Raw genomic sequence first — 24842 nt, 5'->3', positions numbered from 1 at the left:
AGCTGTGTGGGCCTGACAGGACGTGGGCAGAGATACGGTGGGTTTAGCTCAGTTGGTTAGAGCGCCGCTCTGTGGAAGCGGAGGCCGGGGGTTCAAGTCCCCTAATCCACCCCACACCTTCCGGCCCACAGCAGCGATGCGGCGGGCCGGAATTCTTTTATTACAAAACGGCGGTGCGCGGGGATGGCGGAACTGGTAGACGCACCAGACTTAGGATCTGGTTCCCGTAGGGAGTGAGGGTTCAAGTCCCTTTCCTCGCACCACAGCGCAGGCCGGCTCCTTCCTTGCGGGGGAGCCGGCCTGCGCGTGCGCCTTCGCTGGGGCAGGCGCGGCCAAATGCACTATGATGCTTGGCGGCATGTCGCGCGGCCCCGCCCCGGTGGGGCCGCAAGCGGCACGGCAGAATCAACAGAGGAACGCGTCCCTGACCGCCGCCCCCCTGTGGGGCGCAGGTCCGGACACGCAGACGGGAGACCCAATGGCAGAGCTGATCAGCAGAGAAGGCAACAAGGTGGAATTCAAGGTGTCGGTGCCGGCCGCCGAAGTGAACCGCGCATACGACCAGGTGTGGGCCGGACTGGCGCGCGACGTGCGCGTCCCCGGTTTCCGCCCCGGCAAGGCGCCCCGCAAGGTCATCGAGGGCCGCGTCGGGAAGGGTTACGTCGAGCAGGAAGTGCGTGACCGTCTGCTGGAAACCCACTACTCCCAGGCTGCCCGTGAACTGAAGCTCAGCCTCGTGGACGCCAACATCGACCCGCAGCCCCTCAAGAGCGGTCAGGCGTTCGAGTTCACCGTCAAGGGCGAGACCTACCCCGAAGTGAAACTCGCGGACTGGAGCGGCCTGAGCCTCAGCGCCGCCGCGCCCGAGATCACCGACGAGGTCCTGGACCGCACCCTGAGCGACCTGCAGGAGCGCAACGCGACCTTCGACGACGCCGACCGCGCCATCGAGGCCAGCGATCAGGTGACCATCGAGGAGCAGGGCGAGGACGGCGGCACGTACCCCGTGTACCTGGACGTCGCCGAGGCGCACGTGCGCGACGCGCTGCTGGGCAAGAACAAGGGTGACACCGTCGAGATCACCGTGCCCGCCCACCAGCACGGCGACCACGAGCACGCCGAGCACACCGTCACCGTGAAGATCGTGGACGTGAAGACCAAGAAGCTGCAGGCACTGGACGACGAGTTCGCCAAGAGCCTGAACTTCGACTCCCTGGAGCGCCTGCGCACCGACCTGAAGGCCGAGCTGGAACGCCGCGCCACCCAGGAAGGCGAGGCGGCCCGCCGCGAGGAGTTCATCGATCACCTCGTCGCCGGCATGACGGCCGACATTCCCCAGGCGCTGCTGGACCGCCGCCGCGAGTCCATGCAGGCCGAGATCCAGGATGACCTGGGCCGCCAGGGCGTCAAGTGGGGCGAGTACGAGGCCTTCATGAAGGAGCAGGGCAAGCTCGACGAGTTCATGGCCGACCTGGGCAAGAACGCCGAGACCCGCGTGAAGCGCGACCTGGCCCTGGAGAAACTGGCCGAGGACCTGAACGTTCAGGTCAGCGACGCCGAGTTCAACCAGACCATGACGGCCCTGGCGCAGGCGAACGGCCTGAGCCCCGCCGACCTGAGCAAGCAGCTCGGGCCGAACGGCATCAACTCGTACTACATCAGCCTGACGCGCGAGAAGGCGCTGCAGCAGGCCATCGCGCAGCTGTCCAAGGGCAGCGAGGCCACTGCCGGCGACGCCAGCAGTGACGAGGCCAGCAGCGCCGAGTAATAGCGAAGGCGACTCGTTGCTCTGCAGAGCGCGAGAATAACCGGCGGACTCCGTGTCAGGAGCGCCGCACGGGGCAGGGGGTGCAACGTCCGCACAGGGCGTTGCACCCCCTGCTTTCCTTGCGGGCCTGTGGGGACGCTGGTGGCGGTTGGCGGCTCCCCTGAACTCCGGGCGTGGAACTGCCAGATCGGTGATGTTCCGGCCAGCGAAACAGACGGAACCCTTATCATCGGGTTCCGTCTGTTTCGTTGACAACCCGGAAGGGCGCCGGGTTGCCAACTCCACGCCCGGAACCCGTTTCCCTCCTACTCGCATCCGCTCGGATTGAACGGCTTTGCAAGCCATTCAATCGGAACCCTTATCACCAATGGTGCGGACAGGTTCAAGCAGCTTTGACGCCGAGATCCAGCGGCCTGGACGGATGTTCCTCCAATTCAACGAATCGCCGTGAAAGACCCAGATTGGCCAGAATTCGCGAGGCGAACAGCCGGTTAAACGCGCGCCGCTTCACGTCCTCGTACGAAAACGGCACCACATCAGCCGGTCTGCCCGTACGGGCAGACCGCTCCAGTAGGTACTCCGCACGACCCAACGAAAGCGCAAAACACGCGGCGTTCCAGTGATTCTCCAGCCCCGTCGTCGACCGGAGCTGGCAGGTCGTCAGCCCCGCGAACTGCTTGGCATCACGGAAGACGAACTCCAGCTGGAACCGGGCGCTGTACAGCGCCCGGATCTCCTGTGCCGGCATGGTCGTGTCCGTGCTGCACAGCACCACATGGGCCTTCACCTGACCCTTCCGATCAAGACGCTCGATCACCACCACCCGCAGAAAGCGGCCGAAGTGAGGGGCCCACACCACCCGCGTCCACACCCGCTCCTGAGCGTCACCCGGAACGCTCTGCCACCCGCTCCAATCTTTGAAATCGACCTTGCCACCCCACTTCCGCCGGGCACCCCGGCGTGTGGGATGCGCGCCAGTGAACGGGTAGAGCAGGTTGGCATTCGACTGGAGCTTGGTGACGAAAGCGATCTTCTCGGCATGGACGGCGTCCATGAACATCTTCTTGGCGTACTGGCCGTCAGCCACGACCGCGCGCAGATGGCCGGACAGCCAAGCGCGTCGCTGGGTGAAGACGTCTTTCAGTTGCTCCAGATACTGTTCGAGGCGATCTGCCCGGTCCTGTTTGGGCCGGGTCTGACGGATGTCCAGCGGGAAGGCATGCTGGCCGGTGAGGCTGATCAGGGCCAGGCAGGACAACTCCAGTCCGGTGTCGGAACGGCTCTGCGAGCCGTTCCAGAACGCCCCGAGCCCTTCGGTTTTCTTGCCTGACTTGGGGATGAAACTGGCGTCGATGGCCAGGATGAACCGTGAACCGAGGACCCCCCAGCGAATCAGGAGTCGCACCAGTCCCCAGTGGAGTTCATCCCAGGGCAGCGTCTTGTGCATCCATCGGCGGAAGGTGCGCTCGTCCCACTCGCTGTAGCGGCTGAAGTTCCTGGCGTTGACCCGGCCTGGAATGGCTTGCCAGAGGGGAATGAGGTGAGCGAAGAAGCGGGTCTGGTGGGCTGGGAGTCCGAGGAAGAGCAGCAGCAGGGGTAACATGGGTCAGGTCTCCTTTCGGTGGTGTCGTTTCAACTTCACCGTACAGGAGACCTCTTCCTTGCACCTTTTGAAAGTGTCCGCACCATTGATCACATGGCGTGGCGCAGGGTGAAATCCCGTATGCTCCTCGTTGCTCATGTCGAAACCTTCCGGAGAGTTTGACCTTACCCAGGGCCTGTTCGCGGGGGGTGGGGAGATGGCGCGGCGGATGCTGGCGCTGGACTGGACTCGCACCACCCTGGGACCTCCTCACCAGTGGCCGCAGAGCCTGAAGACGGCCGTGCGGATCATGCTGACCTCGCGTTTCGCGATGTGGATGGCGTGGGGTCCGGACCTGACCTTCTTCTGCAACGACGCCTACCTGCCGACGCTGGGCGTGAAGGGATCGTGGGCGCTGGGGGCCCGCTCGGACGTGGTGTGGGCCGAAATCTGGAAGGACATCGGGCCGCGCATCTCGCAGGTGCTGTCCGAGGGGCACGCCACCTGGGACGAGGGCCTGCTGCTGTTCCTGGAACGCAGCGGGTACACCGAGGAGACGTACCACACGTTCTCGTACTCCCCGCTGGCCGACGATACCGGCGCCGTGACCGGCATGCTGTGCGTGGTGACCGAGGAGAGCGAACGGGTCGTGGGCGAGCGGCGGCTGCGGGTGCTGGGAAGTCTGTCGTCCCGCCTGAACGGCGCGCGCACCACTGACGAGGTCTTCCGCGCGCTGCACGCCGGACTGCAGGACGAACCGCAGGATCTGCCGTTCGCGCTGGCCTACCTGCCCGCCCAGGAGCGCGACACGGCCGAGCTGCGCTGCGCGCTGCGGTTCGGTGTGGGGGCCGACCATGCGCTGGCGCCCGGAGTGATCGGTCCGCAGGGGGAGTCCGGTCAGCAGGAGCCGGCGCCGTGGGTGGTGGCTCCGGTCCTGTCCGGCGCGGTGCCGGCGCAGCTGCAGGACCTTCAGGGGTGGCCGGACGTTCCGCGCGGCCCCTGGGACCGCCCGCCGCTGCGCAGCCTGACCCTGCCGATCATTCAGCCGGGCATGACCCTGCCGGCCGGGGTGCTGATCGTGGGCCTGAACCCTTACCGGCCGCTGGACGACGCCTACCGCAGTTTCCTGGACCTGTGCGTGACGCAGCTGGCGTCCGCGCTGACCAGCGTGACCGCCTACGAGCAGGAGCGGCAGCGGGCCGAGGTGCTGGCGCAGCTGGACCGCGCCAAGACGGCTTTCTTCGCGAACGCCAGCCACGAGCTGCGCACGCCCCTGACCCTGATGCTGGGGCCGCTGGAGGACCTGCTGACCGGCGAGCAGGGCGAACTGAGCGCGCAGCAGCAGCAGACGCTGAGCATGGCGCACCGCAACAGCCTGCGGTTGCTGCGGCTGGTGAACAGCCTGCTGGATTTCTCGCGGCTGGAGGCGGGCCGGGCGCAGGCGCGGTTCGTTCCCACGGATTTCGTGGCGCTCAACGCCGATCTGACCAGCAGTTTCCGGTCGGCCATGAACCGCGCGGGCCTGGCGTTCCGGGTGGAGCTGGAGTCGCTGCCCGCCCCGGTGTACGTGGACCTGGACCTGTGGGAGAAGGTGCTGCTGAACCTGCTGTCCAACGCTTTCAAGTTCACCCTTCAGGGCGAGGTGGCCGTGACGCTGCGCGCCGAGGACCGCCACGTGGTCCTGGCCGTGCAGGACACCGGCGTGGGCGTTCCGGCGGCCGAGGTGGAGCGTCTGTTCGAACGCTTTCACCGGGTCGAGGGGCAGCGGGGGCGGTCGTTCGAGGGCAGCGGGATCGGGCTGGCGCTGGTGCGTGAGATCGTGTTGCTGCACGGCGGGACCATCGAGGCCAGCAGCGAGGAGGGGCGCGGCACGACCTTCACGCTGCGCCTGCCGTTCGGTTCGGCCCACCTGCCGCCGGACCGGGTCGCGGCGCCCACCGGGGAGCAGCCCAGCACGCAGGGCGCCCTGCCGTTCGTGGAGGAGGCGCTGCGCTGGCTGCCCAGCGCGCCCGCACCGCTGGCCGACCCTGAGCCGGACGGTCCGGCGCAACCCACCGAGCGGCGGCAGGTGCTGATCGTGGACGACAACGCCGACCTGCGCGAGTACCTGCAGCGGCTGCTGGAGCCGCACCATGACGTTCAGGTGGCGCGCGACGGCCTGGAGGCGCTCGAAGCGATTCGCGGCCGCCTGCCGGATCTGATGGTCACGGACGTGATGATGCCCCGCCTGGACGGACTGGGCCTGCTCGCGGCGGTGCGGGAGTCGCCCGCGACCCGTGACCTGCCGGTGATCATGCTCTCGGCCCGCGCGGGCGAGGAGGCGCGCGTGCAGGGGTTGCAGTCCGGGGCGGACGATTACCTGGTCAAGCCGTTCAGCGCGCGGGAGCTGCTGGCGAAGGTGAACGCGAACCTGAAGCTCTCGCAGCTGCGGCGCGAGGCGCTGGAGCGTGAGCAGGCGTACTCCGCCGAACTCGAGGCGCGTGTGGAGGCCCGCACCCGCGAGCTGCGCGAGGCGCTGGATCACAGCGAACGCCAGACGCTGGAACTGAACACCGTCCTGGCCAGCATGCCGGACGCCGTGTACGTGGGCGACCTGAGCGGCATCCAGCGGGCCAACCGCCCGGCGCTGGACATCGTGGGGTTCGGCAGCATGGAGGAGTTGCGCCGGTCGGTGATCGACCTGAGCGTGCAACTGCAGAACCGTGATCTGGAGACCGGCGCGCCGCTCCCGCCGGAGCAGACGCCGTTCGTGCGGGCGCTGCGGGGCGAGGCGGTGCGGCAGGACGTGCGGCTGCGGCACATGCGGACCGGTGAGGACCGCGTGGTGCGGGTGGCGGCGGCTCCGCTGCGCCGCGACGGGCAGGTGTTCGGGGCGGTGGCGGTGGTGTCGGATATCACCGATCAGGTGGCGTTGCAGGGCGATATCCTGCGCGCCAACCAGGAGCTGTCGCGCAGCAACGCCGAACTGGAGAGGTTCGCGTATATCGCCAGTCATGACCTGCAGGAACCGATCCGGACCGTGGGTTCCTACGCGGGCCTGCTGGCCCACCGTTACGGTGACCGGCTGGACGAACGCGCCGAGATGTACCTCCAGACCGTGCAGAAGGGCGCCGAGCGGATGCAGACGCTGGTGAACGACCTGCTGGTGTTCTCGCGCCTGAACGGCGAGCGGCCGTTGCCGTCGCCCGTGCCGCTGCGCGAGGTGGTGCAGGAGGCGCTGGCGCGGCTGGAAGCGGCGCGGGTCGAGGCGGACGCGCAGGTGGAGCTGGGCGAGTTGCCGGTGGTGCTGGGGGCCGCGTCGCGTCTGGCTCAGCTGTTCCAGAACCTGATCGGGAACGCGCTGAAGTTCCGGGCGCCGGACCGCGCGCCGCTGGTGTCGGTCCGCGCGGAGCGGGAGGGGGCGTTCTGGCGTGTGAGCGTGCAGGACAACGGGATTGGGATCGCGCCGGAGTACCACCAGCGGATCTTCGAGATGTTCCAGCGGTTGCATATCCGTGATCAGTTCGAGGGCAGCGGGCTGGGGCTGGCGATCTGCGAGAAGATCGTCGCGCAGCACGGGGGCCGCCTGTGGGTGACGTCCGAGCCGGGGCAGGGATCGGCGTTTCACCTGACGCTGCCGGCCGTGTCCGACGACGGGAGCGGCTGAACGTGACCGCTGACCGGTGAAGGCGGCACGGACGGAGCCGTCGGACTGGCCGGGTTCCGGGCGGTTGAACTCTGTACCGAATTCATTGAACGGCCGTTCAAAGAATGTTAGCGTGCGGGCATGAGTGACCCCTCCGCCCGCCCCAGCCTCGGCATCACCGCGCTGGGCATGTACGTCCCGGACCGCGTGGTGCCCAACGCGGAATTCGAGGCCCGCATGGAGACCAACGCCGACTGGATCGAGTCCCGCACCGGCATCCGCGAACGCCGCTTCGCCGCGCCGGAACAGTTCACGTCCGACGTGGGCGTCATGGCCGTACGCAACATGCTGGAACGCGACCCACAGGCCCTCCAGGGCGTGGACGCCATCATCTGCGCCACCGTCAGCCCCGACGCGCTGATGCCCTCGACCGCCGCCCTGATCGGCATGCAGGTCGGTCTGGTCGGCGCGGCCGCCTTCGACCTGAGCACCGCGTGCAGCGGCTTCGTGTACGGCCTGAGCGTCGCGCAGGGCCTGATCATGAGCGGCGCGGCCCGCCGCGTGCTCGTCGTGGGCGCCGAGGCCCTCAGCAAGATCGTGGACCAGGACGACCGCAACACCGCCATCCTGTTCGGGGACGGCGCGGGCGCCGCCGTGGTCGGCCCGGTCCCCGCCGGGTACGGCTTCCAGGAATTCGTGATGGGCGCCGACGGCAACGGCGGGTCCAGCCTCTACCTGCGCTGCGTGGCCCCCACCCTGCCCGGCGGCTTCGACATGGGCCACTCGGTCGGCATGAACGGCCGCGAGGTCTTCAAGTTCGCGGTGCGCGTGCTGGGCGAGAGCGGCGCGCAGGTCCTCGCCAAGAGCGGCCTGACCAGCGCCGACGTGGACTGGGTCATTCCGCACCAGGCGAACGTGCGCATCATCGAGGCGGCCATGGACCGCTTCGGGCTGCCCATGGAGCGCGCCGTCGTGAACCTCGACCGCTACGGCAACACCAGTTCCGCGACCGTGCCCATGGCCCTCGACGAGGCCGTGCAGGACGGCCGCGTTCAGGACGGCCAGCAACTGCTGCTGATCGCCTTCGGCGGCGGCCTGAGCTGGGTGGCGGGCACCATGAAGTGGTGGGACGGCGCACCCAGCCTGAAGCCCGCACCGCACGCCGGGGTGAGCGCATGAAGATCGCTGCTCTGTTCCCCGGTCAGGGCAGCCACAGCGTCGGCATGGGCACCGACCTGACCGCCGCGTTCCCCGAGGCCGCCGAGGTGTACACGCAGGTCGAGCACGTCCTGCCGGGCCTGCGCGCCCTGATCGAGTCCGGCCCACTGGACGACCTGACCCTGACCGCCAACCAGCAGCCCGCGCTGGTGGCCGCCAGCGTCGCTGCTTACCGTGCGTGGCGGGCGCAGACTGGCCTGACCCCCGCCTTCGCGGCCGGGCACTCGCTGGGCGAGTACTCCGCGCTGGTCGCCGCCGACGCCCTGAGCCTCGGGGACGCCCTGCGCCTGACCCGCCGGCGCGGCGAACTGATGCAGGCCGCCGTGCCCGTCGGAGCCGGAGCCATGAGCGCCGTCATGGGAGACCCGGCCGTCGTCCAGGAGGTCTGCGCCGCCACCGACGGCGTGCAGCCCGCCAACTTCAACGCGCCCACCCAGACCGTCATCAGCGGCACGAAAGAAGGCGTGGAAGCCGCGAACGCCGCCCTCAAGGCACGCGGCCTGAAAGCCATTCCCCTGAAGGTCAGTGCGCCCTTCCACTGCCCCCTCATGGACCCCGCCGCCAGCGGCCTCGCCCCGGACCTCCAGACGACCGCGTTCGCGCCGCCCGCCTTCCCGGTGTACGCGAACGTGACCGCCCAGCCGAACACCGACCCGACCGCCCTGCCGGGGCTGCTGACCGACCAGATCACAGGTGCGGTCCGCTGGGTCGAGACCATCCAGGCCCTCGCGGCGGCCGGCGCGGACGTGTTCATCGAGTTCGGTCCCGGCACCGTCCTGACCGGCCTCGTCAGGCGCATCCTGCCCGACGCCCGCACCATCAACGTCGGCACGGCCGCGCAGGTGCAGGACTTCACGCTGTAATTCACCCGCCCCACCGGAGAACCCACCCATGACCGAAACCCCCCGTAAAGTCGCCCTGATTACCGGCAGCAGCCGTGGCCTGGGCCGCGCCATGGCCCTCAAACTCGCGCAGGACGGCTTCGATGTCGCCGTCCACTACGGCCGGAACGCCGACGAGGCCCACAAGGTCGCCGACGAGGCCCGCGCTGCCGGCGTGCGCGCCGAGGTGTTCGGCGCCGACCTGACCGTGCCCGCCAACGCCGGAACGCTCGTCGAGACGGTCATCAAGGAGATGGGCCGCCTGGACGTGCTGGTCAACAACGCCGGGATCACCCGTGACACCCTCGCCATCCGCATGAAGGACGAGGACTGGGACGCCGTCATCCAGACGAACCTGTCGAGCGCCTTCATCGCCTGCCGCGCCGCGATCAAGCACATGATGCGCGCCCGCTCGGGCCGGATCATCAACATCGCCAGCGTGGTCGGCCTGACCGGCAACCCCGGACAGGCGAACTACGTGGCTAGCAAGGCCGGACTGATCGGCCTGAGCAAGGCGCTGGCCAAGGAGTACGGCGGGCGCGGCATCACCGTGAACGCGGTAGCGCCGGGCTTCATCGAGAGCGACATGACCGCCCAACTGCCCGAGAACGTGCAGCAGGGGTACCTGGGCAGCATTCCCCTGGCGCGCTTCGGGCAGCCGCAGGAGGTCGCGGCGGTCGTGGCGTTCCTCGCCAGTGACGCCGCCGGGTACGTGACCGGGCAGACCATCGGCGTGGACGGCGGCCTGAACCCCCACTGACCGGGGCAGATCCGGGTGGCGCCGGGGGAGTTGAACCCCGTTCAGATCAGCCGACTCTCATGGGCGCCGCGTGTAGACTGGCGCAGACTTCAGTATCAGGAGGTACGAACTCATGGCAACTTTTGATGATGTGAAAGACGTGATCGTTGACAAGCTCGGCGTGGACGGCGACAAGGTGGTCCCCGAAGCCCGCTTCGTGGAAGACCTGGGCGCCGACAGCCTCGAAACCGTGGAACTGATCATGGGCCTCGAAGACAAGTTCGGCATCACCATCAGCGATGAGGACGCCGAAACGATCCGCACGGTCCAGGCCGCCGTGGATTACATCGAGAGCAAGCAGTAAACGCGCTGGCCCCCTCCGACCGTGGGGGCCACAGGATGACGGGGCGGGGCGCGGTGCATTGCCGCTCCCGCCCCCATCCGTTGCGTGACCGAACACCTGCCACGCCGCAGGTCAAACCAGCACCACTGCCAGCAGGTCGCGGCGCCGTCGCGCGGACCTCCGGCACACCAAAGGGGGGGATGCAGTGAGCGTCTCAGGGTTGAAACGGGTTGTCATCACGGGCCTCGGGCCGGTCACGCCGATCGGCGTGGGCGCGCAGGCCTACGCGCAGGCGCAACGCGCCGGACAGAGCGGCATTGCCACCATCACGCACTTCGATCCGGCCGACACGGCCAGCCGGATCGCCGGGGAAGTCAACGACGACCTGTCGCCCTTCGTGGACCCCCGCGAGGCCCGCAAGCTCGACCGCTACGTGCAACTCGCGCTGGCCGCCGCCGCACTGGCCGTGCAGGACAGCGGCCTGACCGAGGAACAGCTGCGCGGCGAGGGCACCGGCACCATCGTCGGCAGCGGCATCGGCGGCGTGAAAACCTTCGAGGATCAGGCGGGCGTGCTGCACTCACGCGGCGCGGGGCGCATCAGCCCCATGTTCATCCCGATGATGATCGCCAACATGGCCACCGGGCACGTCGCCATGCGCTACGGCGCGACCGGCCCCAGCAGCACCGTCGTGACCGCCTGCGCCACCGGCACCGGCGCCATCGGCGACGCCGCCCGCTACATCCAGCTGGGCCTCGCGGACACCATGATCGCCGGGGGCAGCGAGGCCGCCGTCACGCCCATCGCCATCGGCGGCTTCTCGAACATGAAAGCCCTGTCCACCCGCAACGACGACCCCCAGCGCGCCAGCCGCCCATTCAGCGCCACCCGCGACGGCTTCGTGCTGGGCGAGGGCGCGGGCGTCGTGATCCTCGAGGAGTACGAGAAGGCCGTGGCGCGCGGCGCGACCATCTACGCCGAGATCGTCGGGTACGGCACCAGCGCCGACGCGCACCACATCACCACGCCCGCCCCCGAGGGACGCGGCGCGCAGGTCGCCATGCGCATGGCCCTGAAGACCGCTGGCGTGAACCCCGAACAGGTCGGGTACATCAACGCGCACGGCACCAGCACGCACTTCAACGACCTGCACGAAACGCAGGGCATCAAGCACGTGTTCGGCCAGCACGCCCACACCCTGGCCGTCAGCTCCACCAAGAGCATGACCGGCCACCTGCTCGGCGCGGCCGGCGCCATCGAGGCCATCGCCGTCGCCCAGGCGCTGCGGGACGGCATCCTGCCGCCCACCATCAACCTGACCGACCCCGACCCGGAACTCGACCTCGACTACATCCCCGAAGGCGCGCGCGAGGTGCAGGTCGAGTACGCCCTGAGCAACTCCTTCGCGTTCGGTGGACAGAACGCCGCGCTGCTGTTCAAGCGCGTCTGATCGCACAACCGGAACGCGCCGGTTGCCGCTCCTGGCCCTGAACACCAGGGCGCAGGAATCGGCGACCGGCAGCGGCGATGGTCACATCGAGCATCGTCCCGTCTGGCCCCGGTGAACATGAAATCCGGGGCCAGCGGCCTGCCAGGATGCTGGCCCAGACCGCCGCAGGAACGGGCGGCCGGGCCGGCGCAGTCGCACGGGCGCGGGCGGCGCGGCGGGGCGTCTGCTTTAATGCGGGGGATGATCGTGGGCGCGCCGTGGGTGACGCTCACCTGACTGCCCGCCCGTCTACTGAAGAGGAGTCATGACTGTGCCCCCCAAGAACCCCGAGCGTTCCAGCCAACCCCCGTCCTCCGCGACCCCGCGCCGGCCGCGCCGCGCCGCCGACCGTCCTGCCAGTGGGGCGGGGGAGACGCGGACGCACAGCGCTGTCGCGAATGCCCAGAGTCCGTTCCTGAACCGCGAGCTGTCGTGGCTGGCGTTCAACGAGCGGGTGCTGGCCGAGGCGCGTGATGAACGCAATCCGCTGCTGGAACGCCTGAAGTACACGGCGATCTGCGGCAGCAACCTCGACGAGTTCTTCATGGTGCGCGTGGCGGGCATTCACCGGCAGATCGCGGCGGGCGTGAACGTGCCCGGCCCGGACGGCCTGCAGCCGCGTGAGACGCTGGCGCTGGTGCGTGAGCGGACGCAGGTGATGCTGCGCGAGATCGAACGGACGACCCGGCGGGTGCTGCGGGACCTGCACGCGCAGGGCGTGCGCCTCACGCGGGTGCATGACCTGGGCAAGCGGGCGCGGGCGCAGCTACGTGAACACTACCTCGCCGAGATCCAGCCGGTGCTGACGCCGCTGGTCGTGGATCCCAGCCACCCGTTTCCTTACCTCAGTAACCTCAGTCTGAACCTGGCGGTGCTGCTGGACGCCGGCGACGGCGAGGAACCGGATTTCGCGCGGGTGAAGGTGCCGGTGGGTGTCCTGCCGCGCATCGTGGTGATCGGGGAGGCGCTGCTGCTGCTCGAGGACGTGATCGCGGCGCACATCTCGGAGCTGTTCAAGGGGCGGCGCGTGCTGGCCGCGCACGCGTTCCGGGTGACCCGCAACACCGACTACGAGTTCGAGGAAGAAGAAGCCGAGGACCTGCTCGCCACCATCGAGGACGGCCTGCGCCGCCGCCGCTTCGGTTCGGCCGTGCGGATGGAAGTCATGCGCGACACCCGTCCGGAGATCATCAGTTTCCTGCAGGTGCGGCTGCGACTGGCGCCCGAGGACATCTACCTGCTCGAGGGGCCGCTGGGTACCGCCGACCTGATGGGCCTGCCCGTCAACCGCCCGGACCTGTCGTACCCGGCGTACGTGCCGGCCGTGCCGGACCTGGACGGCGACGAGGACAGCGGCATCTTCGAGACCCTGCGGGCCGGGGACGTCGTGCTGCATCACCCGTACGACGGATTCACGAACATCCTGGATTTCCTGGAGGAAGCCAGCCGTGACCCGCAGGTCCTGGCGATCAAGCAGACGCTGTACCGCACCGGGGACGACCCGCGCCTGCTGGGCGCGCTGCGGACCGCCGCCGAGAACGGCAAGCAGGTCGTGGCCCTGATCGAACTGAAGGCCCGTTTCGACGAGCAGCGCAACATCTCGTGGGCGCGGAAGCTGGAGCGTGCCGGGGCGCACGTGGTGTACGGCGTGCCGGGCCTGAAAACGCACGCGAAGGTCGCGATGGTCGTGCGGCGCGAGGCGGGCGGCCTGCGCCGCTACGTGCATATCGGGACCGGGAACTACAACGCCAAGACCGCGCGCCTGTACACGGACCTGAGCCTGCTCTCGGCGCACCCGGACCTGGGGGCGGACGTCGCGGAACTGTTCAACCACCTGACCGGGTACGCCGCCGCCGAGTACACGCACCTGCTGGTCGCCCCCGACACCGCCCGTCCGGGCCTGGAGGCGCTGCTGGAACGCGAGGCCGTGCACGCCCGCGCCGGACTGGACGCCTGGGTGCGCGTGAAGGTCAACCAGCTGACTGACCCCGGCATGATCGACGCGCTGTACCGCGCAGCCGGGGCGGGCGTGCGGATCGAACTGATCATCCGTGGCGTGTGCTGCCTGCGTCCCGGCGTGAGCGGCCTGTCGGAAAGCGTCCGCGTGCGCAGCCTGCTGGGCCGCTACCTGGAGCACGCGCGGGTGTTCGCGTTCGGCAATGCCGGCAGCCCCGAGGTGTACTTCGGCAGCGCCGACTGGATGAGCCGCAACCTGGACCGCCGCGTCGAGGTGATTGCCCCAGTCCTGGACGACCGGCACCGTGAAACCTTCCTGAGCATCCTGGATACCGAGTGGGCCGACACGCGCGGCTCCTGGGAACTGAGTGCCACCGGAGAGTACGAGAAGCTGCCGGGCGATTTCAGCGCGCAGCAGGCCTTCGCGGTGGCCCGACACCCCGCCTGACGCGCCGGGCGGAGGGGGCAGCCGAGTCTCAGCTGCCCCCTCCGCTCTTGCTCCGCGCAGGAAACGGGAACTCCCGGCCAGACCACGAGGGTCCGGTCGGGAGTTCCCGTTCAGGGTGGGGGCTCAGGCACTTCTGCCTGAGCGTCCCGCTTAGCCCTGGTTGTCTTCGGTGGTGGTGTCGGCCTGCGCTTCGGGGGCGTCGGCTTTCTTGTCGCCGCCCAGACCGAACTGCGCGAACAGGTCGGCGTACACGTCACCCAGTTTGGTGCTGATCTTGCCACCCTGGCTGGCGTCCTTGGCGTTGTACGCGTAGTCCGCGTCGCCACGGCGTCCGCCACGGCCACCGGCGCGGGGTGCGCCGCCGCCCTGACCGCTGCTGTAGCGGTCGCTGCGGGCGCCGCCACCCTGGCTGACGTAGTCGCGCTGGGTGGGGACCGGGCCGCCGCCCAGGAAGCGGCGACGGCTGAGGCTGGCGCGCTGCTCGACGGGGTCGATGTTCAGGATGACGGCTTCGATCTCGTCGCCCTTCTTGAACAGGTCGGCGGGGTTGTTGACGCGCTGCACGTCGAGTTCGCTGATGTGGATCAGGCCCTCGATGCCTTCTTCGATCTCCATGAACACGCCGAAGTCGGTCATGCCGGTGATCTTGCCCTTGACGGGGGTGCCGGGCGGGTAGCGGTCAGGCAGGGCGCTCCAGGGATCGTCGGTGGTCTGACGAATACCCAGGGAGATGCGGCGGTCCTTCGGGTCGATGCGCAGGATGACGGCCTCGACTTCGTCGCCTTCCTTCATGACTTCGTTGGGGTGACGCACGCGCTTGGTCCAGCTCATCTCGCTGACGTGAACCAGGCCTTCCAGGCCGGATTCCAGTTCGATGAAGGCGCCGAAGTTGGTGAGGTTCGTGACCTTACCGCTGACCTTCTGGCCGATGCTGTAGCGGTCGGTGGCACCTTCCCAGGGGTCCTGGGTGAGGGCTTTCATGCTTAGGTTGATGCGCTCGCGGCCGCCGTCGACGTCCATGACCTGCACCTGCACCTTGTCGCCCACCTTGACCACGTCGCGGGGGTGGTTGAAGCGGCCGTAGGTGAGTTCGCTGCGGTGAACGAGGCCGTCGATGCCGCCCAGGTTCACGAACACGCCGAAGTCGGTGATTTCCACGACTTCACCCTCGAACTGCGCGCCGGCTTCCAGCTGGCCGACGGTTTCTTCGCGGGCCTTGGCTTTCTGGGCTTCGAGGATGGCGCGGTGGCTGATGATCACGCGGTTGCGCTTGCGGTTGAGCTCGATGAGCTTGACCATCAGGGGCTTGCCCACGTAGGGGTCGAGGTCGTTCACGCGGCGGGTGTCCACCTGCGAAGCGGGCAGGAAGGCGCGGATGCCTTCCACCTGCGCGACCAGACCGCCGCGCACCTTCTCGAGCACCTCGACTTCGAAGGCTTCGTCGGCCTCCTGCATCTTCTCCAGGACGCGCCAGCCCTTGTCCTGATCGGCGCGCTTCTTGCTCAGCACGATCTGGCTGTTGGGCAGGTCGACGCGCACGACGTACGCTTCGATCTGCTCACCGGACTTGTACATCTCCTGGGCCTGTTCCAGCGTGACGGGCTCGTCGCCGAGCTGGTTGAGGGGGATGATGCCCTCGACCTTCGCACCGATGTCCACGGCAATGCCTTCCTGGCCGATGAACACGATGGTGCCGTCCACGATGTCCCCACGGGTGACGCTCTGGGGTTCCTGCGCCTCACTGGCGAGGATGTCCTCCATGGTCATGGCGGGGTACTCGCGCTCCTCCACGGGGGTGGGAACGCTGGTCTGGGTGGTGCCCGTCGCGGGCTGAGTCCCGCCTTGCTGGGCGGGGGTCTGGGTGTTGTCTTCCATGAACTCCTGTCCTCCTGGGCGCGCCTCCCTGCGGACGGCGCGCCAGCCTGATACCTGTCTTCCGTGCGAGCCCGGCCCTGGGGCCAGGGGTGCATACGGCGCGGCAACACCTTAGTGTACCAGAGTCTGAGGAGCGCGGCAACTGCGGTCTGTACGCGGTCCAGCGAGTCCTGGCCCGCGTTCGCTCTGGCGGGACTGACACGCAGTGCAGGGGGGAGGCTTGACGGACCGGCAGGGCTGTGGCTATACTCCCTCACGCTTCCCTTCAAGGAAGTTCGGTCAGAGCGAAGCCGCGTTGGGGCATCGTCTAATGGCAGGACAACAGTCTCTGACACTGTCGATCTAGGTTCGAGTCCTAGTGCCCCAGCCAACTGAAAGAACCCCCGTCTCCGGACGGGGTTTTTTCTTGTGCCTACCCTGCGGCTGACATCCGCCTGCTCACAGCCCGCGTTGAGAACCGGTTCACGCCCGGCCCTCATGGCAGCGCTTCCAGCGGCAGGCTGAATTACACTGCGGGGCATGACCCAGTCCTCCCTGCCCGAGTGGTACAAGAGCGCCGTCTTCTACGAACTCTCGGTCCGCACCTTCGCGGACGGCAACGGCGATGGCAAGGGTGACTTTCCCGGCCTGACCGGCAAACTCGATTACCTGAAGAACCTGGGCGTGGACTGCCTGTGGCTGCTGCCGTTCTACCCCAGCCCCCTGCGCGACGACGGCTACGACGTGGCCGACTACACGGACATCCACCCGGACCTGGGCACCCTGGAGGACTTCAAGGTCTTCCTGCGCGAGGCCCACGCGCGCGGCCTGCGCGTCATCGGGGACTTGGTCACCAACCACACCAGCAGCGACCACCCCTGGTTCCAGGCGGCGCGGCGCGGCCCCATCCTTCCCGACGGCAGCCCCAACGAGTACCACGACTACTACGTCTGGAGCGATACCGGCACCGAGTACGCCGGCGCGCGGATCATCTTCACCGACACCGAGACGAGCAACTGGACGCTGGACGAGCAGACCGGCCGCTACTACTGGCACCGCTTCTTCTCCAGCCAGCCGGACCTGAACTTCGACAACCCCCGCGTGGTCGAGGAACTGCTGTCGGCCGCGCGGTTCTGGCTGGACCTGGGCGTGGACGGCTTCCGGGTGGACGCCGTGCCGTACCTGATCGAGCGCGAGGGCACCAACTGCGAGAACCTGCCGGAAACGCACGACATCCTGAAAAAGATGCGCCAGATGGTCGATCAGGAGTACCCCGGCCGCCTGCTGCTGGCCGAGGCGAACCAGTGGCCCGAGGAGGTCGCCGAGTACTTCGGGACCGAGCAGGACCCGGAATTCCACATGTGCTTCAACTTCCCGGTCATGCCCCGGCTGTACATGAGCCTGAAAAAGGAGGACACCACCTCCATCCGCGAGATCATGGACCGCCTGCCCGCCATTCCCAGCTTCGGGCAGTGGGCGACGTTCCTGCGTAACCACGACGAACTGACGCTGGAGATGGTCAGCGACGACGAACGCGCCTTCATGTACGCCGCGTACGCGCCCGACACCCGCATGAAGATCAACGTGGGCATCCGCCGCCGCCTGGCGCCGCTGCTGGACAACGACCGCCGCCGCATCGAGCTGCTGAACACGGTCTTGCTGGCCCTGCCGGGCAGCCCGATCCTGTACTACGGCGACGAGATCGGCATGGGCGACGACCTGTCGCAGGCCGACCGCAACGGCGTGCGCACCCCCATGCAGTGGAACGCCGGCATGAGCGGCGGCTTCTCGACCGCCACGCCGGACCAGTGCTTCTTCCCGCCCATCAGTGACGCCGTGTACGGCTACGCCCGCGTGAACGTCCACAGCCAGGAACGCGATCCCAGCAGCCTCCTGAAGTGGACCGCGCGGCAGCTCGAACTGCGCCGCAGCCACCCGGCCTTCGCCACGGGCGAGTTGCAGTTCGTCGATACCGACAACCCCGCCATCCTGGCCTTCACGCGCCGCACCGCCGACGAGACCCTGCTGATCGTCAGTAACTTCGCCGGGAACGCCCAGGCCGTCCACCTGAACTTGGGGGAGCACGTGGGCCGCACGCCGGTCACGCTGGCCGGCGGCAGCCACTTCCCGCCCGTGACCGAGGCGGCGTACCCCATGATCCTGGGCAAGTACGACTACTACTGGCTGCGCCTGAACTGAATCCGCCGCGCACAGAAGGCCCGCCGCATTCAGCGCGGCGGGCCTTCTCGTGGACTGGTCGGGTCAGCCGTTCAGGCGGGCCGTGACCTCGACGAGGCGGCGGGCCTGATGGGCGATGGTGGCGCGGTCCTCGTCGCTCAGGGGCTGGCCGCCGGCCGTAACGCTGGCGCCGTAGGGGTTCCCGCCGGACGCGAAGATGACCGGGTCGGTGTAGCCGGGCGGCACCAGGATGGCGCCCCAGTGCATGGCGGTGGTGTACAGGGTCATGAGGGTGGTTTCCTGCCCGCCGTTGGGGTTCTGGGCGCTGGTCATGGCGCTGAAGGTCTTGTTCGCCAGTTTGCCGGTGCCCCACAGACCGCCGAGCGTGTCGATGAAGGCGCGCACCTGGCTGGCCGCGCCGCCGAAGCGGGTGGGGCTGCTGAACAGGTAGGCGTCGGCCCATTCGAGGTCGGCGGGCGTGGCGGTCTGGACGTCCGCGCTGCGTTCCTGCTGGGCTTTCCAGGCGTCCTGGGTGTCGATCACGGCCTGCGGGGCCGTTTCCGGCACTTTCAGCAGGTGCACCTCGGCCCCGGCGGCGCGGGCGGCCTCGGCGGCGACCTGGGCCATGGCGTGGTTGGTGCCGTAGGTGGAGTAGTACACGATGGCCAGTTTCACCGGGGTGGGAGTGGGGTTCGTCATGACCGGAGTGTACGGCTCGAGGCTGAATAGTTCAATGTTAAGCCATTTAGCAAACATGAAGCAACAACTCATTATTTCTCATACCGGTACTGGCTCCCCCACGCCCGGCCGACAGCACGATCCTCCACCCCAGGAGGCGCAGGGCCATCCCGGAGCAGGGGAGAACAGAACGGGTCAGTTGCGGCAGGTCAGACGCGGATCGTGACGCGTGCCCCGTCGTCTTCCAGGTGCACCGAATCGATGAACCGCACCACGCGCGTGGCGTACCCCATGACCAGCGTGTGGGTCCTGGCCCCGCCACCGAAGTGACGCACGCCGCTGAGCAGTTCGCCGTACGTGATGCCGGTGGCGCTGAACACCATCTGCGACCCCGGCGCGAGGTCGTTGGTCTTGTACACGCGCTTCTCGTCCACGCCCATCGTCTTGAAGCGCTCACGCATGGCGTCGTCCTCGGCGATGAAGCGGCCCTGAATTTCCGCGCCCAGGCACTTCATGGCCGCTGCCGACAGCACCCCTTCCGGCGCGCCGCCCGACCCCATCAGCGCGTGAACGCCCGTGCCGCGCACGCCGACCTGCAGGCTGGCGACCACGTCGCCGTCACCGATCAGTTTCACGCGGGCGCCCGTGGCCCGCACCTGCCGGATCAGGTCCGCGTGCCGCTCGCGGTCCAGGATGGTGATCATCAGGTCGTCCACGTCGCGCTCCAGGCTCTGCGCCAGCACGTTCAGGTTCGCCTCGACCGGCCAGTCCAGGTTCACCTTCCCGGCGGCGGGGGGCGGCACGACCAGCTTGTCCATGTAGCAGTCCGGCGCGTGCATCAGGCCGCCCCGTTCGGACAGGGCAATCACGGCCAGTCCGTTCGGAAGGCCCTTGGCGGTCACGCTGGTGCCCTCAACCGGGTCCACGGCGATGTCCACCTCGTACTGCCCGGTGCCGACCTGCTCGCCGATGTACAGCATGGGCGCCTCGTCCATCTCGCCCTCGCCGATCACGACCGTGCCCCGGATGTCCAGCGAGTTCAGCAGCTCCCGCATGGCCTCGGTGCCGGCGCCGTCCACGGCGTTCTTGTCGCCCATGCCCATGAAGCGGCTGGCGGCCAGCGCCGCGCCCTCGGTCACGCGCGCCGTTTCCAGCACCAGCGCGTGCTCGAAGTGGTTGCTGCCCGCGCGCGTCTCTGCGCCCTTCCCGGAAATCCTGTCCGTGCCTTTCTGCCGTTTGACCGTCATGCACCGAACGTAACACGGCCCACATGAGGCGCGGCGCCGGGAGCGATTCCAACCCGCGCGCCGCGTGTCACCCGCCGGGGGAGCGGCCCCCGACCAGCGGCTCACTGGCCCGGCGGCCCGTCACTTCAGGACGCCCGCCCACACCAGCAGTCCCCACAGCACCACCGGAATCGCCAGCGACCCCACGATCAGCTTCAGCAGCCGCCACCAGTCGTTCAAGAACTCCCTCATGCCGCCCAGCGTAGCAGCTGCCCGTCACCGCGACCGGGTCACCCGTCACCGGGAGGCCCAGCCACCGGAAGGCCCAGTCGCCGGGCGGCACTTCACGCTGTCTTACCGCAAGCGCCTGCGCGGGGGCCGCACTCCTTACACTGGGCGGCATGACCCTCAGCGAACTGGCCGGTAAACGCGCTCCCCGGAGCCTGCTGACGAACATTCCCCGTCTGGTGGCCCACTACTACGAGACCCGCCCGCTGCCCAGCGACCCCCTGCAACGCGTGGCGTTCGGCACCAGCGGCCACCGTGGCAACAGCATCGCCGGAACCTTCAACGAGATGCACATCCTGGCCATCGCGCAGGCCGTCGCGGAGTACCGCGCGCAGGCCGGGATCACCGGGCCGCTGTACATGGGCCTGGACACGCACGCCCTGTCCGAACCCGCCTGGATGACCGCGCTGGAAGTCCTGATCGCCAACGGCGTGCGCGTGCGCGTGCAGCCCGGCCTGTTCACGCCCACGCCCCTGGTCAGCCACGCCATCCTGGAACACAACCGCGCGGGCGTGGACGGCGTGGCCGACGGGATCGTGATCACGCCCAGCCACAACCCCCCACAGGACGGCGGCTTCAAGTACAACCCGCCCAGCGGCGGCCCGGCCGACACCGACGTCACGAAAGTCGTGCAGGCCCGCGCCAACCAGATCATGGAAGACGAACTGCGCGACGTGCAGCGCGTCTCGCTGGAAGACGCCATGGCGGCCCTGGAGGAATTCGACTTCATCACGCCCTACGTCACGCAACTGCCGGACGTGATCGACCTGGATGTCATCCGCGCCAGTGGCGTGCGGATCGGCGTGGACCCGCTGGGCGGCAGCAGCCTCCCGGTCTGGCAGGCCATCGGGGCGGCGCACGACCTGAACCTGACCATCGTGAACGACGTGATCGACCCCAGCTTCGCGTTCATGAGCGTGGACCGCGACGGCAAGATCCGCATGGACTGCTCCAGCCCCCACGCCATGGCGGGCCTGCTGGCCCTGAAAGGCGACTTCGACGTGGCCATCGGGAACGACCCGGACGCCGACCGGCACGGCATCGTCACCGCCGACGGCCTGATGAACCCCAACCACTACCTCGCCGTGATGATCGAGTACCTGTTCCAGAACCGTCCCGGCTGGCGCGAAGGCGCCGCCATCGGCAAGACCCTGGTCAGCAGCGCCCTGATCGACCGGGTGGGCGCCAGCATCGGCCGCCGCGTCGTGGAGGTGCCGGTGGGCTTCAAGTACTTCGTGGCGGGCCTGCAGGACGGCTCCTTCGGCTTCGGCGGCGAGGAGAGCGCCGGGGCCAGCTTCCTGCGCCGTGACGGCCGCGCCTGGAGTACCGACAAGGACGGCCTGATCCCCGGCCTGCTCGCCGCCGAGATGACCGCCCGCACCGGCCAGACCCCCAGCGCGCGCTTCGCGGACCTGACCGCCCGCCTGGGCGCGACCGCCTACGACCGCCAGGACGCGCCCGCCACGCCCGACCAGAAGAAGATTCTGGGCAGCCTCTCGCCCGAGCAGGTCACCGCCACCACGCTGGGCGGCGACCCCATCACCGCGAAACTCACCCGCGCGCCCGGCAACGACGAGGCCATCGGCGGCCTGAAAGTCACCACCGACGAGGCCTGGTTCGCCGCGCGCCCCAGCGGCACCGAGGACGTGTACAAGATCTACGCCGAGAGCTTCCGGGGCGCCGACCACCTGAAACAGGTCATGAACGAGGCCCGCGACGTGGTCGCCGCCGCGCTGGGAGGGCAGTGACCATGAGTCACGCCCCCACCGATACCCCCCTCACCGAGGAGGAACTGTTGCAGGTCGTCATCACCCGCGAGGAAATCCGGGACGTGGAATTCGACTGGTTCGCCACCGACACACGCGGGCACGTCGCGCAGTTCCTGGCCGCCGGGGACGACACCGTCCCCCAAGCCGCCCTGCAGAGCGAGGGCCTGCTGGAACGCACGCACGTCTGGATCGACGTGCGCCCAGAAGCCGAGGAACCCAACGCCCCCGCCGGAGGCTTCGACGAGCACCTGACCCCCGCCCAGCGGCGCGGCGCGTTCGTCTACGACCGCCTGCCCGGTCAGACTGGCGTGTACCGCCTCGTGGCCGCCCCCCGCGCCCCCTTCACCCTCAGCGACATGCCCGCCAACCTCCAGGCGTACCTGAACACCCTGCGCCTGAACGTCAGCTTCGGCGCGCCGCACCTGTTCATCGGCCCGGACGGCAGCGCCCACGAGATCACCCCCGACGAGCAGAGCCCACCCCCGACCTGAACGCCGCATGAAGGCCGGGCGGAACGGGCGGTACAGTGACCCCCGTGAGTCTCCCGCCGTCCGGCCCGCCCCCCGCACCACCCGAACTGAACATGTCCTTCGAGGACGCCGGGCCGCCCGCCGCGCCCCCACCCGCCGGGCCGAAAAAGTCCCTGCGGGCCAACACCATCATCGTCATGCTCGGCACGCTCGGCTCACGCCTGAGCGGCATCCTGCGCCAGATGGCCCTGAACAACCTGTTCAGCGTGACGCTGGTCGAGGCGTTCAACACGGCCGTCACGATCCCGAACCTGCTGCGCGAACTGCTGGCCGAGGGCGCGCTCGTCAACTCGTTCATCCCGGTGTACAAGACCCTGGACGATGCCGAGCGCAGAAAGCTGGCGCAGGCGTTCAGCGGCGTACTGATCGCCGTGAACCTGCTGCTGATGGCGGCGGGCATCCTGGCCGCCCCGTACCTCGTGGACCTGCTGCTGGCCGGGCAGTCGAACATCGACCGGGAGCTGGCGCTGTTCATGACCCGCATGGTCATGCCGTTCCTGATGCTGATCAGCCTGTCCGCCATCGCCATGGGGCTGCTGAATGCCGACGAGCACTTCCGGGAAAGCAGTTTCGCGCCCGTGGCGTTCAACATTGCCAGCATCGCGGCGCTGGTGCTGCTGCCCAAGCAGGCCGAGTGGCTGGCCTTCGGCTGGCTGATCGGGGGCGCCGCGCAACTCCTGGTGCAGTTGCCCGCCCTGCACCGCTTCGGACTGCTGCCCACCCCGGCCCTGAGGGGGCACCCGGCGGTGGGGCGCGTGCTGCGCCAGATGGCCCCGTTCACCCTGACGGCCGGGGCGCGGCAGTTCCTGAACGTGTACGTGCTGCGGCTGCTGTCCGACGCGCGGCTGTTCGATTCCGGCACGCAGGCCGGGTACTTCAACGCCCAGGCGCTGTTCACCACCGTGAACGGCCTGTTCGTCGTCTCACCTGTCCTGGCCGTCTTCCCGCGCTTCTCGCAGGCTGCCGCCGAGAAGAACTGGCCGCAGTTCCGCGCACTCACCGCCAGCACCATCCGCACCACCACGTTCCTGGCCGCGCCCATGAGCGCCCTGATCATTGCGCTGGCCCCCCACGTGATCAGCGTCATCAACACCCACGCTCCCCGCACTCCGGAGGAAACCGTGAAATTCCTGGCCGGGGCGGGCATCCTGAGCAGCTGGTCTCTGGCTCTGGTCCCGTGGGCGCTGGTCACGGTGCTGCTACGCACCTTCTACGCGCGTGAACGCACCCGTGAGGCCGTGACGATCAGCGCCATCGGCTTCGTGCTGGAGGTCGGGCTGTACCGCCTGCTGGTACCCAGCCTGGGCCTGATCGGCTTCGGCCTGAGCACCACCATCAGCGGCCTGCTGATGACGGCCGCGCTGATCATCCTGTACCGCCGCGCCGTGGGCTTCCCAGCGCGCGAGGTGACGGGCCATCTGCTGCGCGTCGTGCCACTGGCTGCCGTCTCGGGCGGCGTGGCGTGGCTGATCGCGCGGGCCGTGCCGATCGAACCGGGCTTCATCCTGACCAGCATTCCCGTGCTGGCCCTGGCGGGCGGGGCGGGCCTCGCCGTGTACCTGGGCGGCGCGCTGGCCCTGAGAATGCCGGAAGTGGCGGCGGTGACGCGGCGACTGAAACGCTGATCGATAGAGGAAGTGGGGTGTGGGTTGTGGGAGCAATCTCCTACAACCCACACCCCACTTCCTACACCCCTTCTACAGCCGGATGCCGATCAGGGCGTAGGCGGCCAGGGCGACTTTCTCGCGCAGCAGGTACGAGCGGCTGACCCGCGCGCTGAGGGGGCTGGCGCTGACGTTGGCGTTCAGGCCGATGGCGCGGGCCAGGGCCAGGGCGCGGGGGGCGTGGGCCTCGTCGGTGACGAGCGTGACGGGTGTCTCCGGGCGCAGGGCGGCGCGGGCGTTCTGGAGGTTCTGCACGGTGGTGCGGCTGCGTTCCTCGGCGATCAGGTCGCCTGCGGGCACGCCCTGGCGGGCGAGGTAGGCGGTGCCGACGCCACCTTCGGTGTAGGGGTCCCCGGCGCGGCGGCCGCCCGTGACCACGATCTGCTCCACGCCTCCGGTGCGGTAAAGGGTCAGGGCGTGGTCCAGGCGGCGCTGGAAGGCGGGGCTGGGTTTCCCGGCGTACTGCGCGGCGCCCAGGACGACCAGGGTGGGGTGGGGCGTGGCGGCGTTCTGGACGCGCAGGTTGGGCGTCAGGACGAATCCCGCGACGAGCAGGGCCGCCACGGCCAGTGGCAGCAGGGTGAGGGTGGCGCCCCGGGAACGCAT

General features: G+C 68.8%; 17 protein-coding genes and 3 tRNA genes. 15 read left to right on the top strand and 5 right to left on the bottom strand.

The genetic code is table 11. The annotated features are described in order from the left end of the window. Positions 1-37 precede the first annotated feature (37 nt). The 3 genes from BXU09_RS03410 to tig all read left to right on the top strand — a co-directional run bounded on the left by BXU09_RS03410 (position 38) and on the right by tig (position 1768). A tRNA-His gene (locus BXU09_RS03410) sits at positions 38-114 on the top strand. 63 nt (positions 115-177) lie between these two features. Beyond that, positions 178-263: transfer RNA gene (locus BXU09_RS03405), tRNA-Leu, on the top strand. 215 nt (positions 264-478) lie between these two features. Next, positions 479-1768, top strand: coding sequence for a trigger factor (gene tig, locus BXU09_RS03400; protein WP_078300592.1), 1290 nt, complete (start codon positions 479-481; stop codon positions 1766-1768). A gap of 382 nt (positions 1769-2150) precedes the next feature. Here tig and BXU09_RS03395 read toward each other — a convergent pair whose 3' ends face one another. Then, a complete protein-coding gene (locus BXU09_RS03395) occupies positions 2151-3371 on the bottom strand; it encodes a transposase (RefSeq protein ID WP_144011945.1) in 1221 nt (406 codons plus the stop codon). A gap of 136 nt (positions 3372-3507) precedes the next feature. On the opposite strand from BXU09_RS03395, the gene BXU09_RS03390 reads away from it, so the two are divergent. The 7 genes from BXU09_RS03390 (at position 3508) to ppk1 (ending at position 14049) form a co-directional block, all read left to right on the top strand. Beyond that, positions 3508-6996: an ATP-binding protein gene (locus tag BXU09_RS03390; RefSeq protein ID WP_078300591.1), complete on the top strand. Its 3489-nt coding sequence runs from the start codon at positions 3508-3510 to the stop codon at positions 6994-6996. Positions 6997-7116: 120 nt separating this feature from the next. Further along, positions 7117-8154, top strand: coding sequence for a beta-ketoacyl-ACP synthase III (locus BXU09_RS03385; RefSeq protein ID WP_078300589.1), 1038 nt, complete (start codon positions 7117-7119; stop codon positions 8152-8154). Next, positions 8151-9056, top strand: a complete 906-nt coding sequence (fabD, locus tag BXU09_RS03380) for an ACP S-malonyltransferase (RefSeq protein WP_078304688.1) — start codon at positions 8151-8153, stop codon at positions 9054-9056. Before BXU09_RS03385 ends, fabD begins: the two co-directional genes overlap by 4 nt. A gap of 28 nt (positions 9057-9084) precedes the next feature. Continuing rightward, the gene (fabG, locus tag BXU09_RS03375) at positions 9085-9834 is read left to right on the top strand and encodes a 3-oxoacyl-[acyl-carrier-protein] reductase (RefSeq protein WP_078300588.1); all 750 of its coding nucleotides are present in this window, start codon (positions 9085-9087) and stop codon (positions 9832-9834) included. A 112-nt stretch (positions 9835-9946) separates the two neighbouring features. Further along, on the top strand, positions 9947-10177 hold the full coding sequence (gene acpP / locus BXU09_RS03370; RefSeq protein WP_078300586.1) for an acyl carrier protein: 231 nt from the start codon (positions 9947-9949) through the stop codon (positions 10175-10177). A gap of 184 nt (positions 10178-10361) precedes the next feature. Continuing rightward, a complete protein-coding gene (gene fabF, locus BXU09_RS03365; protein WP_078300585.1) occupies positions 10362-11606 on the top strand; it encodes a beta-ketoacyl-ACP synthase II in 1245 nt (414 codons plus the stop codon). A gap of 304 nt (positions 11607-11910) precedes the next feature. Beyond that, the gene (gene ppk1 / locus BXU09_RS03360) at positions 11911-14049 is read left to right on the top strand and encodes a polyphosphate kinase 1 (RefSeq protein WP_078300584.1); all 2139 of its coding nucleotides are present in this window, start codon (positions 11911-11913) and stop codon (positions 14047-14049) included. 150 nt (positions 14050-14199) lie between these two features. Here the strand turns inward: ppk1 and BXU09_RS03355 are convergent, their stop codons facing one another. Continuing rightward, positions 14200-15924, bottom strand: a complete 1725-nt coding sequence (locus tag BXU09_RS03355; RefSeq protein ID WP_078300583.1) for a 30S ribosomal protein S1 — start codon at positions 15922-15924, stop codon at positions 14200-14202. Positions 15925-16220: 296 nt separating this feature from the next. On the opposite strand from BXU09_RS03355, the gene BXU09_RS03350 reads away from it, so the two are divergent. Both BXU09_RS03350 and treS read left to right on the top strand, forming a co-directional pair. Continuing rightward, positions 16221-16294: transfer RNA gene (locus BXU09_RS03350), tRNA-Gln, on the top strand. 149 nt (positions 16295-16443) lie between these two features. Next, a complete protein-coding gene (gene treS / locus BXU09_RS03345; RefSeq protein ID WP_078300581.1) occupies positions 16444-18102 on the top strand; it encodes a maltose alpha-D-glucosyltransferase in 1659 nt (552 codons plus the stop codon). Positions 18103-18165: 63 nt separating this feature from the next. Here treS and wrbA read toward each other — a convergent pair whose 3' ends face one another. Then, positions 18166-18780, bottom strand: coding sequence for an NAD(P)H:quinone oxidoreductase (wrbA, locus tag BXU09_RS03340; RefSeq protein WP_078300580.1), 615 nt, complete (start codon positions 18778-18780; stop codon positions 18166-18168). 188 nt (positions 18781-18968) lie between these two features. Continuing rightward, a complete protein-coding gene (gene glpX, locus BXU09_RS03335; protein WP_230270561.1) occupies positions 18969-20006 on the bottom strand; it encodes a class II fructose-bisphosphatase in 1038 nt (345 codons plus the stop codon). A gap of 380 nt (positions 20007-20386) precedes the next feature. On the opposite strand from glpX, the gene pgm reads away from it, so the two are divergent. From pgm to murJ, 3 genes are all read left to right on the top strand, one after another. Next, on the top strand, positions 20387-22021 hold the full coding sequence (gene pgm / locus BXU09_RS03330; protein ID WP_078300578.1) for a phosphoglucomutase (alpha-D-glucose-1,6-bisphosphate-dependent): 1635 nt from the start codon (positions 20387-20389) through the stop codon (positions 22019-22021). Positions 22022-22023: 2 nt separating this feature from the next. Then, a complete protein-coding gene (locus BXU09_RS03325; RefSeq protein ID WP_078304687.1) occupies positions 22024-22533 on the top strand; it encodes a hypothetical protein in 510 nt (169 codons plus the stop codon). Positions 22534-22709: 176 nt separating this feature from the next. Then, complete coding sequence (gene murJ, locus BXU09_RS03320; RefSeq protein WP_346417583.1) at positions 22710-24197, top strand: murein biosynthesis integral membrane protein MurJ; 1488 nt, start codon at positions 22710-22712, stop codon at positions 24195-24197. Positions 24198-24269: 72 nt separating this feature from the next. Here murJ and BXU09_RS03315 read toward each other — a convergent pair whose 3' ends face one another. After that, positions 24270-24842: a YdcF family protein gene (locus tag BXU09_RS03315; protein WP_078300577.1), complete on the bottom strand. Its 573-nt coding sequence runs from the start codon at positions 24840-24842 to the stop codon at positions 24270-24272.

The sequence above is a fragment of the Deinococcus sp. LM3 genome (assembly GCF_002017875.1).
Classification (GTDB): Bacteria; Deinococcota; Deinococci; order Deinococcales; family Deinococcaceae; genus Deinococcus.
This window is presented reverse-complemented; position numbering and strand designations above follow the sequence as displayed.